We start from the raw sequence: 13,057 nt of genomic DNA on the forward strand, positions 1-13,057 counted from the left end.
CAAAAAAAGGCTGTTATATCAACGTTTTGCCCCCAACAGGGGGCTTTCTTATTTTGAAAAATCACTAAAAAAATCACATATCCTGCAGTACACTCATGTTCAACACTTCAGCAAAATGTTTTTTTAACTTCTGGTCAGCATTATTTTGCATTTTCTGAGTGACATGAGTATATATGCCGAGAGTTATTTTTTCATCCCGATGCCCTACTCGTTGCATAATCGTTATTAAATCAACACCCGCCTCAGCGAGCATGCTGATATAAGTATGTCTGAAAATATGAGGTGTAGCATGCTTCTTTATAGTTGTTTTCTTCATAAGTTGTTGCATTCTTGTAAGAATGTACTTCTGATGTATAGGATATCCGTCGGGTTTTCTAAAAACAAAGTTCTCATCGTGGTAATGCTTATACATTTTTTTATGTTGAAGATAACTACTATCAGATTGTTCCTGAAAATTCTTCAACATATTCATTATAGATTCGTCTATAGGTACGACTCTTATTGACGAAGTTGTTTTCGGTGGTGTTAATTCATAATTAATAAAGCTTTTCGCATGAAGAGTTTTGGTTATTCTAATATGATTTGCTTCAAAATCAATGTCTGGCCATTTAAGTGCACATAGTTCACCAGATCGAAATCCAGAGAATGCTAAGAGGTTAAATATCTCTTTGTCTAAGTATATTCCATAAATATTTATGACGTTGAAAAAGTTTATTAGCTCAACTCGATCTAAATATTTTTCTTCAACAAGTTGATCCTTATTTTCTATTTCAGCTACAGTAAGCATCTTAACTGGAATAATAGAGTCCGTAGTTGGATTATCAAGAATGTATTTGTTTTTAATAGCATATTTAAAGATCATGTTCGCAGTGGTTTTAAAACCGCTTATAGTATTGAAAGAATATCCTTGTTCAAACAACTGATAAAGACACTCTTGAAAATTTCTATGAGTAATAGTAGAGATCTTTCTTTTTGCAAAGTGTTTGTTTAAATTCTTGATTTCAACTCCTCTGGTTATAATGCTTCGTTTTTTCACCTTACCTTTAGAATAAACTCTAAACCATTCTTCAGCCACATCTTCAAAAAGTAAACTCTTATTCTTCTTAGCATTAATACCTCTTAATAATAGATCATACACAGCTTGAGCACGAGCGAATGCTTCCTTTTGAGTATCACCTCTTCGAGGTATCTGTTTCCGCTTTCCAGTTAAAGGATCAGGAGGACCCTCTAAAGTACATATCCACTTGTATCCTTGTTTATTGTTAGCCTTAATCTTTGTATAAGATGCCATGATGATCAGCTCCTCAAATTAACTAGTTTGATTTTTTAATTGTTGGAGAAGACGTCTTGTTTCACTTGAAGTCTGTCTTGGTTTTGTTGAGCGAAACAGGTTGACTGCCATTTGAATTTTACCTTTCATAAGTTCAACATCTTCACGGTAGCTGTGGTATTCTTCGTGTAATCTGGAGGCAATCTGTTCAGCACGGTCTGCAGCCAACTCAATAGGGACTCTAAACTCTTCTGATAGAAGTCCAATATATTCAGCCCAAGTCATATCTAAGGGTGTAGGGAGCAAGTAGTAGGGCATAGAAGCTATTAATCTAAAGTTTGTTGCCTGGATCTCTTGAAGATCTACAAAAAGCTTAGGAAGTTCATCCTGGTTGCCCTCATGACGAACGATGTGAGCCAGCTCGTGAAAGAAACCTGCCCTTTGTTGTATGAGAGAAGTATCTTTATTTAGAAAAATAACACTTCCCCAATCTTCCCAATGAGATTTCGGTTTTCCATTGTAGTAAATGATGTCTGCACCCCATATAGAGGCAATAAGGTCGATATCTAGTTCATGCGGATGATTAATTCCAAACACTTGATACAAATCGCAGATCAACAGTTCTGTATCCGTTGGTTCATAATATGGAAGCATTATGCCATTTCCCCTTGTAAAATAGTACATATGTTCGGTTTTTGTTTTGAAAGAAAAGCCCAAAAGGGCTTGGTGGAATTACTTTGCTGCTGTGATACCAAATGTAGAGATGTTATTGTCTTGGATTTTGAATCGATATTTAAAACCATTCCTAACAGTCGCTCCATCGAAATCATTCAGGTTTATGTCGCTATCGAGTAAACCTATATCTTTTATAACATCTTGCGCATCGTTATATGTGTATTCGTCATTACTTGTCATGATCAATGTGGCAATAGCTGTCATGAGTGTTCCGCCAGTTTGTTCGCTGAAACCACCTGATCCTATAAGAATAACTTGCTGTACCTGATCTTCGGAATTTAGCGTACCCATCATACTTAAATCATCACTAAAAATATACTGGAAAGTTTTATTGTTACTATTTTCAGCATCATCAATTTTAAATTGAGTGATTCCAAGATCGTTTAATCTGTATTTGCCAACTATAGCGTTAAACTTATTTTTGAAATCATCCGTAGACATGCTGAATAGAGCAGGCATTGGCATTGACGACTTGACATTTTCCTGTGTATTTACTGCTAAGGCTTCGGTTGGAGAATCTTCACTTTGCGTCTTTGTTACTTTTGAATCAACTGTATCTTGCGTCTGAGCCTGATTAGAACACCCTGTAACAGCAAATACCACAATTAAAGCTAAGATTATTCTTTTCAACTTTGTTCGTCCTTTTAATGACCCATCGGCTGGGAAATTTGCTATAAAATTATGCAATTAATTATCGTTCGATTCCACCTGTTTCTTCTTCATTTCTCTCCAAGCTTGTATTGCTGCATTCGCTACTTCTTTTTCTTCATCAGTCCAGCCCTTACCACCGTCCATATAAGCACTACCACCTGAAGGTAGGCGAGAAACTGAACGTCCTTGCAAGTAATCCAAGGAAACTTCAAAAAGATCAGCGATCTTGTTCAATGTATCCAAAGGAGGTTCTTTTGTTCCATTTTCATAGGCAGTGTACGTAGGACGTGCTACTCCAATAATATCGGCCACATATCCTTGGGTCCATTTAGATTCAGAAGCCTTTTTACGTTCTCTTTCAGACTTTAGTCTTTTAGAGAATACCTTTTCCATATTAGACACCAACTTTATTAAGGATACATTTATTATAATGTTCCTTAAAGAAACTTTAAACAAATGTTCCTAATAGTATAACTTTATGTTGACTTGTTCCTTTTAGTAACATATAATTCGGGTATAAAGTTACTTAAAGGAACATTTCGGGAGGTGAGCATATGAGAATATGGCTGAAAGAGTTTCGTGAGACTGCCAATAAAACACAAGTAGTAGTTGCTGATGAGGCAGAAATCTCACGTAGTTATTATACTAACATCGAAAATGGGAATAAAACACCGTCCGTAAATACAGCTAAATCAATTGCAAAAGTACTACATTTTCAATGGGAACTTTTTTTTGATGATAAATGTTCCTTTAAAGAACAAAACGTTCAAATTATCACTGATAAAGAAGTTGTTTGATTACACAAACATCTAAACCATAAAAGAAAGGAGACTTAACATGTTCAAAATTGAAGTTAATCCAAGTGAATTGGAACAAATGATCATGTCGGCAGTTCACAAAGCAATTGAACAATCAGCGTTTGCTTCTTCACAAACACATCCAACCCTGATGGACAAGAAGCAATTAATGGAGTTGCTACAGATCGGCGCTACGAAAGCAGCAGAGCTCCTGAACAGAGAGGATTTCCCAGTGATTAGAGAGTTCGGTCACCCACGAGTACCTTTTCATTCATTAATGATTTGGATTGACGAACACACTGAGTGGGTGAAATCGAATGCCAAAGGCTACTGGGAGCAGCGAGGGGGCACTGCTTAATGCGACTACACTGGTATCGCGAATCTTCTCCAGCCGCATGCGTCGCAGGAGCAACTATAAGAGTTTTACTTCAAGGCATTGAGCCTGATGAAGCTCTCCAGCAAACGTTATATAACGGTCGTCATACTGACAACCCGGAAGAGATTACGTTTGACGCACTTAATTCATTGAGGGAAACAACCCAAGCTCACCTTGAACAAATAAGAAAATCCGCCGGAGCTGTACCGGCTGCCGGCGGACGATGAAGGGATCAGGGGAAGACCTTACAACACAATATTACATCAAACCTCTGTCCAAATTCATCACACTAAAACGGACAAAGGAGATCTAACAGATATGACAATTGGACATTTTCCTGGTGCCTTGGGTGAAGTTATCAAACGCACCGGTGATACTCTGGCAAAGGCTGGAGAAGCAGTTCACATGGATGGTTCACAGATAGGCAAAGTGCTTAAGGGCACTCGCAATCCATCGAAGGAGCTTATGCGTAATGCTGCTGAACATTACGATGATGGTCAGTTATACATTGCTGCAGCTGGGGAAGTCACAGGCGGCGCTTTTGCTCCCTGGCTGGACAATGTGGATCTACATAGAGCAAGTGTACTTTTTAAAACGGTGGAAGAAATGAAGGAAGTTCTGGAGTTGACATCTGAAGCACCGATCAGCAAAACTGCTGACCAACTCACGGATGCCGATCGCATCATTATGAAGCGACTACTGATGGAAACAGTCGAAGCGATAACTGCGCTGACGCACTTCGCGGCGGTGTTGTGCAAAGAATATTCGTTCTCCTGGTTTGGCACTTGGAAAGAACACCGTGCGGATCTGAAAGCTAAAAAATATATGAAGTGAGGTTGATTGAATGTCTCGTAAACAGTTGGCATACGAAGCATTGCAGGCTGGAAGAAACTCGAAGCACAACTTGGAACTGATTCGCAAACAGCCTGAGAAATTGTTGCCTGGGAAGATGAATGAAGCGGAGCATTATCTTAATATGATGATCCAGTTCGCGGAAGTAGAAATGAAAAATGCCCGCCTGGCAGGGCGGACACTTGGTTTGAGAACTCGACTAAAGTCTCTTGTGCTGCACATTTTACAGTCTCCCGAGCAAAAGCGCAAGGGGGAGTCTGTATGAACAATCAGATGGCCATCCAAATCATCATCAATTATACGGAATCTGCCAAGGCTCTACGCGAGAACACGGCGGCTGTTATGTCCTTCAATGGATCGGTTCAGGGAACTGACTTCGAAGCTCTTTGGCAGGAACGAGATATGATTTATCACCGCTGGCAGAATGCTGCCGCAAGCCTTCGTGAGCTACCTACGGAATATATGTCACTTGCGGTTAGAGCAATCGACGAGATTTAGAACACATAAGAAAAGAACAAGACAAGCCAAGTCGGCCTTGTCTTCCGGCGTCGGACGGTTTCATAACCAACTCCCGTACGGCGTCGGAAGATGCGGCTGACGCATCAATACAGATGAAAGGAGTAACAGGTATATGACGATTCATGAATCAGTAGGAAAGATCCTGAATCTGCTCAGCAGTCTGGCAGATGACACAAATGATGCTATTAATAACACACCGTACATCCTTCGCAGATTAGCGGAATTTACTGATGGTGAGCTCAATGATGTGATTTCTCAACTTGAAGCAATTAGAGATCAGGCAGAAGAGTTGGAAGAAGCACACGAGAAGATTCAAGAAGAAGTTGCGAAGTTGGAAGAAGAATTAAACGAAAAATAGCCCGTTGCAGCGGGCTATCTCAGAACATTGAAAATTAAATATGGATACACGGTCATCTTACCATGGGTGACCTTCCCAAACAAGGAGGATGCGCATGTCTGAATTGCTTGAGTCCCAGGAAAGTGAATGTTCAGAGGAACACGATTCTGATTATCCTACGATTCACGAAGAACTCGCTGATAGGGGTATGAGCATTCACGATTTCATTTAAGGGAGGAACTATCATGGCAATGAATATTGCAGCCAGTACAAAGAACATGGCTCGAGAGGAATGGCTGAAGATCCGCCGGAGAGGTATCGGTGGTTCGGATGCATCTGCTGTCGCTGGCCTGAATCGCTATAAATCACCCGTTGGAGTGTTTCTGGATAAGACAGGTCAAATCGAGCCTGACGAAGCTGGAGAAGCGGCCTACTGGGGCAACGTGCTTGAAGATGTTGTAGCAAGGGAGTTCACGATTCAAACCGGACTACGGGTTCAACGTAGCAACAAGCTTTATCAGCATCCTGCACATAAATTCATGCTTGGTAACGTGGACCGCTTGATCTTGGATAAAGGCGGTCGTGGACTCGGCATCCTGGAGTGTAAAACGGCCAGCGCCTACAAACTCGGTGAGTGGGAAGATGATCAGGTTCCTGATGAGTATGCGATCCAACTGCAGCATTACATGGCTGTTCTGGGCGTGGATTACGGGTACTTTGCGGTTCTTATCGGTGGTCAACGTTTCCAATACAAGTTGGTGGAACGCAATGACAAGATCATTGACTCACTTGTGCAGATCGAGGATGAGTTTTGGAACCGGCATGTCGTGCCTGGTATTCCGCCAATGATTGACGGGAGTGACGCTTCAGCAAATCTGTTGAATCAGCTCTACCCCATATCCGCGCCAGCAAGCGAAGTCATCTTGGATGATAAGCAAGCCGGAATCGTTCGTCAGCTTCAGGCGGCAAAGGAAGAAGCTGCCGTTGCTACGGAACAGGTCAAACGTTACGAAAACGAGTTGAAATCAATCATGGGCGAGAATGAGCTGGCTATCCATAACGGTGACACTTTGGTGTCCTGGAAGTCGAATGATACTTCTCGGATTGACAGTAAACGATTGAAGAAAGAGCAACCCGAGCTATATGAAAAATACTCAAACACCTCGTCTTCAAGACGGTTCTTGGTGAAATAAGGAGGCCCTATGGCACGAGCAAACGGAGCATCACTCGAAGGAAAATTACAAAATAAGGCAGCGGGGGCGAACAACGCTCCTGCTGTTAATCCATCGCAAACCGTTGCCGCTTATCTGAAGAAAATGGAATCTCAGATAGCTGAGGCAATGCCGAAGCATATGAACATCGAACGTTTAAGTCGTATCGCACTCACTACAATTCGGACAAATCCAAAGCTTTTGGAATGTTCAATTCCTTCACTGATGGCCGCGGTTATGCAATCGGCTCAGTTAGGACTTGAGCCAGGACTGATTGGTCATTGCTACATCATTCCTTACGGCAAGGAAGCCACGTTCATTATCGGTTATAAAGGCATGATTGATCTGGCCCGGCGTTCTGGTAATATTCAATCCATTTCCGCGCATGAAGTCTATGAAAATGACTTCATAGAGTTGATATATGGACTTGAAGAGAATCTGAAACATGTTCCTTGGTTCCTACGGAAAGATGAAAAGCCAACTGAGTCAGGTAAGGTAGTCGGAGCTTACATGGTCGCCAAGTTCAATGACGGCGGTCATTTCATCCATTACATGCCTATCAGCGAGATTGAGGCGCACCGGAAACGTTCAAAGGCATCGAATAACGGCCCCTGGGTCACGGATTATACGGAAATGTGCAAAAAGACGGTCGTTCGTTCCGGATGGAAATGGTTGCCGATCAGCGTGGAGATTGCTTCTGCTGTAACGCAGGATGAAACCACAAGGAAAGATATTACACCTTCGGATGAACCGTTCATCGATATCACCCCATCTGCAGGTACTGACGATCCACCACCTGCTCAACAAGGCGATGGTGGATCTGAACAGGTCGAATTTGAATAATGAACCAAATAGATTCCATTACCGATCAGCCGCTTCTACGCAGTATGATCGGTGATCGGATATGGCGACTGATGGATTCAGATCCTTCGCTTTTCAAGCAAGAGGTTCGGGATTACTTCGCACGAGGCTATCCTGGATGGCTGGTTGTTCGTGCGAAGTACCCGCACATTTATTTACGTGATAATAGGAGGCGTGATGTATGAATACGAAACAGAGCAGAAAGGCAGTGTTCAACCAGTTGCAACAAATGTTTGAAGACGCCGCGATGGAAGGGCCGGAGGTTCTCCAGTCCCATTTAAGAGACGTTGCTTTCTCGCTGGGAGCACAGGCGGCAGCATCGTCAGATCCTGCTCATATGCCGCAAGCGATTAATGATTTGATTACTCAATTCGGTCGTGGAATTCAGACGATTACTCGTGAGATCACAGGAAATGAAAGCAAGTTCGATGTCGCCGTTTACGCAGTAAGTAGCTCACAGCATTAAAAAGGGGATGAGCAACATGCCCGATGGCAGTTACCCGTTTCCGATTTACTCCGGCATCTTGGAGCCAGACCACTACAAGAACATAGGCAACGCGATATGGCTTTTCCTCTGGTGCATCAGTTCAACTACGAAGGAGATTGAGGAGGAGGAAACTGTCTGGGGCGTTGTCCTCGGCGGCAAGCCAATGAAGCTGTCTGAGATTGCTGGATACTTCGGAGTCAATGATAAGACCGTCAGCAGATGGATGGATGCACTTGAACAGCATCAGTACATTAATGTTACCAGGGCACCAAGAGGACTGATCCTGAAGGTTCGAAATTCAAAAAAGAGATCAGACAGAAATGTCCGATCAGTCGAAAGTGAACGGACAAAAGTGTCCGATCATGAAGTCAGTGATAAGACAAATATGTCCGATCACAATCAAAGTGATCAGACAATATTGTCCGATCAGTCGCCTAGTGATCAGACAGAAATGTCCGATCACACAGCAAATTTGGGTAGTGATCAGACAAAACTGTCCGATCTAAAAGATAGTACTACTACTACTGCTACTACTAGTGAATCATGGGATGACATATTGAATCCTGTTCCTTCTGGAGACGGTGGAATGATTGAAATATTGGATGCTTATTGCAAGATGCACAACAAACTGGATTTTAATGTTTCTCAAAAAGAACGTTTAGCCATGGGTAAGATGGTCGCCGGAGGTACGCCTAACCCTTTTACCATCCAAACTATGGCAAGCCTGCTTCAGGCAAAACGCATTCGTGAGGGAAATAGCTTCAAGCTTCCCAAGAGTTTTTTATACTACGTCGAAGGCATCGAGGAAGCTTGGAAAATTCATCAAGCACCGGGACAGCAGCCATTTAAACCTGTTTTGGTTCCAAACACACAAGCGACAGCGGTCACTCAGCCGCGGAGGTTAAACCGTCAACAGCAAAAGAGAGAGAATCTAAAGCAGAGACTGAGGGAGGAGGAAGCCCGTGGAAAGAGCTGATGTCCTGAGGTTATTCGTTTTGATAACCGATGAATATCCGAATTTTGATGACAGTGACGAAAACGTGGATCGCCATCTCAAGGCGCTGAAAGATTTCTCTTTTGAAACGGCTGTACAAAACGTTGAACGGCACATCGAGACAAACAGTTTTTACCCCAAGATCTCTGAGATACGGGGATTCGCCGCTGATCAGTCAGCCCGAGAACGAGAGTTAGCAGAAACCAGGGCTTACTTGGATCAACGAGCAGCAAGCCGGGTGAAGGCAACGCTACCGCCTCCTGGATGGAAGGATGAGTTACTTGCAAAGCTTCGACATACAAAATAATCTTCCGCACAGCATGGAATTTGAACAATCCACACTTGGAGCAATGCTGTTAAACCCTGATGAGGTTATGGAACTGGCTGAAGGACTCTCAGACGATGCGTTTTACGATAAGGCCCATCGCTTGATTTATATAGCCATAGCTGATCTGAAAAAATCTCAACAGCCTATTGATCTGGTGACGTTGACTTCACGTTTAAAGGCTAACGGAGAACTTCAAGACATTGGCGGTGTTAGCTATCTGGCCAATTTGGTTCGCGCTGTACCAACGACTGCTAATGCTGGCTATTACATCGAGCAGTTGCAAGACATGGCTATTCGCAGGGAGTTCATTCAAACAAGTCTTCTGCAGATCCAACAAGCTGCCAGTGGAACAAAGGTTCCGCAGTTACTCGCCAGTGCATCAGCAGCACAAGCCAAGATCGCTGACCGTGCCGCTCCAAAAGAGGACTTCAAGCCAATCAAAGGTATCATGATGCAACTTGTTGATGACGTGGATACTCGTGCATACAACGTGAAGCATGGCATCGTCAATGGCATTCATACCGGATTCATTGACTTGGACAGCATCACCGGCGGACTCCAACGTAGTGACTTAATTATTGTGGCAGCTCGTCCTTCCGTCGGGAAGACTGCATTTGCCCTTAACATCACTCAGAACGTTGCGAAGAAAACTGACGATGCAGTAGCTGTTTTCAGTTTGGAGATGTCCGCAGGGCAATTTGCACAACGGATGGTCAGCTCAGAAGGAAACGTAGAAGCTACCGCAATGAAGATGGGCGAAATGGAGGACCAAGATTGGATCAACATGACCAAAGCCGTTGGGATTTTGGCTGAAACCAATATTTATGTCGATGATTCTGCAGGAATCACCATTCAGGACATTTGTTCCAAATGCCGTCGTCTCAAGAAGGAAAAGGGATTGGCTATGATCATGATCGATTATCTGCAGCTTATCGAAGTTGCTGGAGGAAAAGGTAAATCGGGTGAGAATCGGCAGCAAGAAGTTTCCTACATCAGTCGGACATTGAAGCATTTAGCTCGTGAACTGGACGTTCCAGTTATCGCATTATCCCAGCTCAGTCGGGCAGTCGAGCAACGCCAGGACAAACGCCCAATGATGTCCGACTTGAGAGAATCCGGCTCCATTGAGCAGGATGCCGACATTGTATCGTTCTTGTACCGGGACGACTACTACAACCAGGAGTCGGAGAAGAAGAACATCATCGAGATCATCATCGGTAAGCAGCGGAATGGTCCAGTAGGCACGGTTGAACTGGTCTTCCTGAAACAGTTCAATAAATTCGTCAATTACCAACGCACTCATAACGATTCATTCGGACCAAAACCGCCACAACAGCCCCAAAACATTGAACAACGCCAGTGGGCGTAAGGAGGAAACGGACATGAAGCAAGGGAAGCGGGCGACAAAGCGGCAAAAGATTGAGATTAAGGCTAATGGCTTGAATGCGGAGAACTGGTTGGTTGAAAGGGATTTGCCAGACCAAATGGTCATTGTTCACCGCTTCTCAGGTAAGCCAAGAACTATTCGGCGTGGAGCATGATGAACAACGCTTATAACAGATGGTCCGTTTCGGAGTACATGAGGCATCGGTTCATGCGAACCGGACAGGTTCCTGATCGGGATGAGCTGCAGGCCGAATTTGCGGGGATTGATCAAACTGAGCTCCACGAAGGGATCGCTGAGTTTGATGCAATTGCTGGCGAATGGCCGGAACTGGAGGTGCAGTGTGCGAAAGCTGATTGATCCGCACCATCAGACACATTTGAGTTACGTTGTTCGCGGGGATGATGGCCGTAAACTGGCCGAGGTGTTTGTCATTAAGCGGGACATGCTGCCAGCGAAACAACGAAGGAAGGAAAGGAAGCGTGCCAGACGATGAAGATTATGGGCATTGATCATGGAACCAATTATGCGGGATGGGCAACGATGACGAAGGGTAAACCAATTGATTTCGGTTTAAAGGACTATTCCAAAATACAGATGCCTAAGGTCTTGAACACCATTTACCAAGACACCTACGACATGATTCAATTCCAGAAGCCTGATGTGGTGATTATGGAACGTCCTGTACATTTCAAAAATGCCAAAACCGTTGTTGCTTTGGTTGGTGCGTATTCTATGGTTACTTTGGCTGCACTTCACAATCGTGTACGTTTTGCTGAAATACGTCCCTCGGAACTCAAGATGTTCACTGGCAAAGGTAACGCGGATAAAGAAACAGTTGCTGTTGAGATGCAAATGTTATTCGACCTTGATTTGGACGAAATTGCTTTACCTGTTTACTACAAGAAAAATGATCCAAAAGGAAAATTCAAGATCGGTGATCTACAGCAACGGATGTATGACCCTTCAGACGCTCTTGCCTTGTGCTGGGCTTACTATCAAAAACATATCAAAGGAGTTGCATAGACATGACAAATGGAATGGTGAAATTTTCGGCAGAGGTAGCAAAAGGAATCAGTGTTGGTACAAAGAACGTAACAATCAAGTTGCTCATCCCGCTTGCTGCAGTCGAATCAAGATTATCTGCTTTAGCGAAGATGCAAGAAAAAGAGGTCATGGTATACCTGGGTGATCCGCAAGGATCGTTTGACTTCGATGATGAAGAGCGCGACCCAATGTATGACACTTGGCAAGGTCGCCGTGTAACAACCGATGCATCAGGTGTGGTAACCAGAGTTGAAGGCACTGGCGAACCTGAGCGGGACGAGAATCAGGCTCAATTGTTTGGACCAGTTGAAGCGCCGATTGATCAAGAACAGCCAAGTGGAGACGGTCAAGAAACGGATGATGGTGACGGCCAGCCAACTGTTCCACCAACAGGCGACGATGATTCGGGTAACGATCCGAACGATCCATACGGCGACGATGACGGCACTCCTTCCTGGATTAACGATGGCGGGAGTGATCAGTCCGGATCAAAGGAAATGAAGGACTTTAGTTCTGGTGATTCAGAAGGTGACCAGCCGCCGAGCGATCCCCAACACGTAACACAAGAAGATCTGCCTGCAGGTGATAAAGCCAATCCACCTGCCGAGATCGGTAAGGAAGAACTTGAGATGTTCATTCTCAATAAACGGCCGATCTTTGATGATATCAAACTTGCTGACGCTCCTGCCGATTTCCCTGCCTTGTTGCAACAGCGTAACTCCGGCAAAACGTGGATGGAGATCTCCAAAGAGATCAATGTCCCAAGTGGTCAGATCAGTACCAAATATGGCTTGTACAAAAAGCGTGTTACTAAAATGATGCAGGATGGCGTAGCAGTCTAAGCATTATTCATTTAGAAGTATCCCCCGGTCGATCGTTGGCCGGGGTGACCAGCTGCATTCAATAAACAGAACATATGTACTAAATCTTTAATCTTCGGTGATCTTCAAGTCAATAGTATGTCTACAGTTGGGACATTTTTTTGTAGCAGTGTAAGTTTTGTTTTGATTGATTTCGAGAAGGGATAGCAGCTGAACTAATAAATTTGGTAGTGAAACCAGAGCAAGCAACAAAGTGATTGTACTCATTGCGGCGGTATCAATTAATGCTTTCTGATCCTGAAGCATTCCAGCCATAAAAAAACCTAGGATTATGACAAATACTACAACAAAGCCTATGTACAGTAGTCCCCAACTAATCTTTGTCCA

The 13,057-nt window shown here is 43.7% G+C and carries 23 protein-coding genes; 19 read left to right on the forward strand and 4 right to left on the reverse strand.

Features of this window, described 5'->3' with window-relative positions; genetic code table 11:
- Positions 1-73: 73 nt before the first annotated feature.
- The 4 genes from MHI14_RS13290 to MHI14_RS13305 form a co-directional block, all read right to left on the reverse strand.
- A complete protein-coding gene (locus MHI14_RS13290; protein ID WP_341130457.1) occupies positions 74-1,291 on the reverse strand; it encodes a tyrosine-type recombinase/integrase in 1,218 nt (405 codons plus the stop codon).
- 18 nt (positions 1,292-1,309) lie between these two features.
- The gene (locus MHI14_RS13295) at positions 1,310-1,924 is read right to left on the reverse strand and encodes an ImmA/IrrE family metallo-endopeptidase (protein WP_341130458.1); all 615 of its coding nucleotides are present in this window, start codon (positions 1,922-1,924) and stop codon (positions 1,310-1,312) included.
- 78 nt (positions 1,925-2,002) lie between these two features.
- Entirely contained in the window at positions 2,003-2,635 is a 633-nt protein-coding gene (locus MHI14_RS13300) for a hypothetical protein (protein WP_341130459.1), read from the reverse strand.
- Between the two features lie 57 nt (positions 2,636-2,692).
- Positions 2,693-3,049 carry a helix-turn-helix domain-containing protein gene (locus MHI14_RS13305; protein ID WP_341130460.1) on the reverse strand — a complete coding sequence of 119 codons (357 nt, stop codon included), beginning with the start codon at positions 3,047-3,049 and terminating at the stop codon, positions 2,693-2,695.
- A 161-nt stretch (positions 3,050-3,210) separates the two neighbouring features.
- Between MHI14_RS13305 and MHI14_RS13310 the strand changes: the two genes are divergently transcribed.
- The 19 genes from MHI14_RS13310 (at position 3,211) to MHI14_RS13400 (ending at position 12,691) form a co-directional block, all read left to right on the forward strand.
- Complete coding sequence (locus MHI14_RS13310; protein WP_341130461.1) at positions 3,211-3,453, forward strand: helix-turn-helix transcriptional regulator; 243 nt, start codon at positions 3,211-3,213, stop codon at positions 3,451-3,453.
- Between the two features lie 40 nt (positions 3,454-3,493).
- Positions 3,494-3,811, forward strand: coding sequence for a DNA-binding protein (locus MHI14_RS13315; RefSeq protein ID WP_341130462.1), 318 nt, complete (start codon positions 3,494-3,496; stop codon positions 3,809-3,811).
- A complete protein-coding gene (locus tag MHI14_RS13320) occupies positions 3,811-4,056 on the forward strand; it encodes a hypothetical protein (protein ID WP_341130463.1) in 246 nt (81 codons plus the stop codon). The genes MHI14_RS13315 and MHI14_RS13320 overlap by 1 nt, the downstream gene beginning before the upstream one ends.
- A gap of 91 nt (positions 4,057-4,147) precedes the next feature.
- Positions 4,148-4,663, forward strand: coding sequence for an XRE family transcriptional regulator (locus tag MHI14_RS13325; RefSeq protein WP_341130464.1), 516 nt, complete (start codon positions 4,148-4,150; stop codon positions 4,661-4,663).
- A 10-nt stretch (positions 4,664-4,673) separates the two neighbouring features.
- A complete protein-coding gene (locus tag MHI14_RS13330; RefSeq protein WP_341130465.1) occupies positions 4,674-4,946 on the forward strand; it encodes a hypothetical protein in 273 nt (90 codons plus the stop codon).
- The gene (locus tag MHI14_RS13335) at positions 4,943-5,179 is read left to right on the forward strand and encodes a hypothetical protein (protein WP_307415121.1); all 237 of its coding nucleotides are present in this window, start codon (positions 4,943-4,945) and stop codon (positions 5,177-5,179) included. The genes MHI14_RS13330 and MHI14_RS13335 overlap by 4 nt, the downstream gene beginning before the upstream one ends.
- Before the next feature lie 133 nt (positions 5,180-5,312).
- Complete coding sequence (locus MHI14_RS13340) at positions 5,313-5,558, forward strand: hypothetical protein (RefSeq protein ID WP_341130466.1); 246 nt, start codon at positions 5,313-5,315, stop codon at positions 5,556-5,558.
- A gap of 224 nt (positions 5,559-5,782) precedes the next feature.
- Positions 5,783-6,730 (forward strand): YqaJ viral recombinase family nuclease, encoded by a 948-nt coding sequence (locus MHI14_RS13345; RefSeq protein ID WP_341130467.1) that lies wholly within the window; start codon positions 5,783-5,785, stop codon positions 6,728-6,730.
- 9 nt (positions 6,731-6,739) lie between these two features.
- The gene (gene recT, locus MHI14_RS13350; RefSeq protein WP_341130468.1) at positions 6,740-7,591 is read left to right on the forward strand and encodes a recombination protein RecT; all 852 of its coding nucleotides are present in this window, start codon (positions 6,740-6,742) and stop codon (positions 7,589-7,591) included.
- The gene (locus tag MHI14_RS13355) at positions 7,591-7,794 is read left to right on the forward strand and encodes a hypothetical protein (protein ID WP_341130469.1); all 204 of its coding nucleotides are present in this window, start codon (positions 7,591-7,593) and stop codon (positions 7,792-7,794) included. The genes recT and MHI14_RS13355 overlap by 1 nt, the downstream gene beginning before the upstream one ends.
- The gene (locus MHI14_RS13360) at positions 7,791-8,075 is read left to right on the forward strand and encodes a hypothetical protein (RefSeq protein WP_341130470.1); all 285 of its coding nucleotides are present in this window, start codon (positions 7,791-7,793) and stop codon (positions 8,073-8,075) included. Before MHI14_RS13355 ends, MHI14_RS13360 begins: the two co-directional genes overlap by 4 nt.
- A gap of 16 nt (positions 8,076-8,091) precedes the next feature.
- A complete protein-coding gene (locus MHI14_RS13365; protein WP_341130471.1) occupies positions 8,092-9,072 on the forward strand; it encodes a hypothetical protein in 981 nt (326 codons plus the stop codon).
- On the forward strand, positions 9,059-9,397 hold the full coding sequence (locus MHI14_RS13370; RefSeq protein WP_341130472.1) for a hypothetical protein: 339 nt from the start codon (positions 9,059-9,061) through the stop codon (positions 9,395-9,397). Before MHI14_RS13365 ends, MHI14_RS13370 begins: the two co-directional genes overlap by 14 nt.
- Positions 9,398-9,410: 13 nt before the next feature.
- Positions 9,411-10,787 carry a replicative DNA helicase gene (gene dnaB / locus MHI14_RS13375; protein ID WP_341130473.1) on the forward strand — a complete coding sequence of 459 codons (1,377 nt, stop codon included), beginning with the start codon at positions 9,411-9,413 and terminating at the stop codon, positions 10,785-10,787.
- Between the two features lie 13 nt (positions 10,788-10,800).
- Complete coding sequence (locus MHI14_RS13380) at positions 10,801-10,959, forward strand: DUF6906 family protein (protein ID WP_341130474.1); 159 nt, start codon at positions 10,801-10,803, stop codon at positions 10,957-10,959.
- A gap of 53 nt (positions 10,960-11,012) precedes the next feature.
- Entirely contained in the window at positions 11,013-11,162 is a 150-nt protein-coding gene (locus MHI14_RS13385) for a hypothetical protein (RefSeq protein WP_341130475.1), read from the forward strand.
- Complete coding sequence (locus MHI14_RS13390; RefSeq protein WP_341130476.1) at positions 11,146-11,298, forward strand: hypothetical protein; 153 nt, start codon at positions 11,146-11,148, stop codon at positions 11,296-11,298. The genes MHI14_RS13385 and MHI14_RS13390 overlap by 17 nt, the downstream gene beginning before the upstream one ends.
- A 5-nt stretch (positions 11,299-11,303) precedes the next feature.
- Positions 11,304-11,828 (forward strand): crossover junction endodeoxyribonuclease RuvC, encoded by a 525-nt coding sequence (locus tag MHI14_RS13395; protein WP_341130477.1) that lies wholly within the window; start codon positions 11,304-11,306, stop codon positions 11,826-11,828.
- Positions 11,829-11,830: 2 nt separating this feature from the next.
- A complete protein-coding gene (locus tag MHI14_RS13400; protein ID WP_341130478.1) occupies positions 11,831-12,691 on the forward strand; it encodes a hypothetical protein in 861 nt (286 codons plus the stop codon).
- Positions 12,692-13,057: the final 366 nt, after the last annotated feature.

The sequence above is a fragment of the Paenibacillus sp. FSL K6-2393 genome (assembly GCF_038002545.1).
Lineage (GTDB): Bacteria > Bacillota > Bacilli > Paenibacillales > Paenibacillaceae > Paenibacillus.

Excerpts from the sequence above, each read along its gene's own strand:
- MHI14_RS13290 (WP_341130457.1), bottom strand. The coding sequence starts at position 1,291 with ATGGCATCTTATACAAAGATTAAGGCTAACAATAAACAAGGATACAAG.
- MHI14_RS13295 (WP_341130458.1), bottom strand. The coding sequence starts at position 1,924 with ATGCTTCCATATTATGAACCAACGGATACAGAACTGTTGATCTGCGAT.
- MHI14_RS13305 (WP_341130460.1), bottom strand. The coding sequence starts at position 3,049 with ATGGAAAAGGTATTCTCTAAAAGACTAAAGTCTGAAAGAGAACGTAAA.
- MHI14_RS13310 (WP_341130461.1), top strand. The coding sequence starts at position 3,211 with ATGAGAATATGGCTGAAAGAGTTTCGTGAGACTGCCAATAAAACACAA.
- MHI14_RS13315 (WP_341130462.1), top strand. The coding sequence starts at position 3,494 with ATGTTCAAAATTGAAGTTAATCCAAGTGAATTGGAACAAATGATCATG.
- MHI14_RS13320 (WP_341130463.1), top strand. The coding sequence starts at position 3,811 with ATGCGACTACACTGGTATCGCGAATCTTCTCCAGCCGCATGCGTCGCA.
- MHI14_RS13325 (WP_341130464.1), top strand. The coding sequence starts at position 4,148 with ATGACAATTGGACATTTTCCTGGTGCCTTGGGTGAAGTTATCAAACGC.
- MHI14_RS13330 (WP_341130465.1), top strand. The coding sequence starts at position 4,674 with ATGTCTCGTAAACAGTTGGCATACGAAGCATTGCAGGCTGGAAGAAAC.
- MHI14_RS13335 (WP_307415121.1), top strand. The coding sequence starts at position 4,943 with ATGAACAATCAGATGGCCATCCAAATCATCATCAATTATACGGAATCT.
- MHI14_RS13340 (WP_341130466.1), top strand. The coding sequence starts at position 5,313 with ATGACGATTCATGAATCAGTAGGAAAGATCCTGAATCTGCTCAGCAGT.
- MHI14_RS13345 (WP_341130467.1), top strand. The coding sequence starts at position 5,783 with ATGGCAATGAATATTGCAGCCAGTACAAAGAACATGGCTCGAGAGGAA.
- recT (WP_341130468.1), top strand. The coding sequence starts at position 6,740 with ATGGCACGAGCAAACGGAGCATCACTCGAAGGAAAATTACAAAATAAG.
- MHI14_RS13355 (WP_341130469.1), top strand. The coding sequence starts at position 7,591 with ATGAACCAAATAGATTCCATTACCGATCAGCCGCTTCTACGCAGTATG.
- MHI14_RS13360 (WP_341130470.1), top strand. The coding sequence starts at position 7,791 with ATGAATACGAAACAGAGCAGAAAGGCAGTGTTCAACCAGTTGCAACAA.
- MHI14_RS13365 (WP_341130471.1), top strand. The coding sequence starts at position 8,092 with ATGCCCGATGGCAGTTACCCGTTTCCGATTTACTCCGGCATCTTGGAG.
- dnaB (WP_341130473.1), top strand. The coding sequence starts at position 9,411 with ATGGAATTTGAACAATCCACACTTGGAGCAATGCTGTTAAACCCTGAT.
- MHI14_RS13380 (WP_341130474.1), top strand. The coding sequence starts at position 10,801 with ATGAAGCAAGGGAAGCGGGCGACAAAGCGGCAAAAGATTGAGATTAAG.
- MHI14_RS13385 (WP_341130475.1), top strand. The coding sequence starts at position 11,013 with ATGCGAACCGGACAGGTTCCTGATCGGGATGAGCTGCAGGCCGAATTT.
- MHI14_RS13395 (WP_341130477.1), top strand. The coding sequence starts at position 11,304 with ATGGGCATTGATCATGGAACCAATTATGCGGGATGGGCAACGATGACG.
- MHI14_RS13400 (WP_341130478.1), top strand. The coding sequence starts at position 11,831 with ATGACAAATGGAATGGTGAAATTTTCGGCAGAGGTAGCAAAAGGAATC.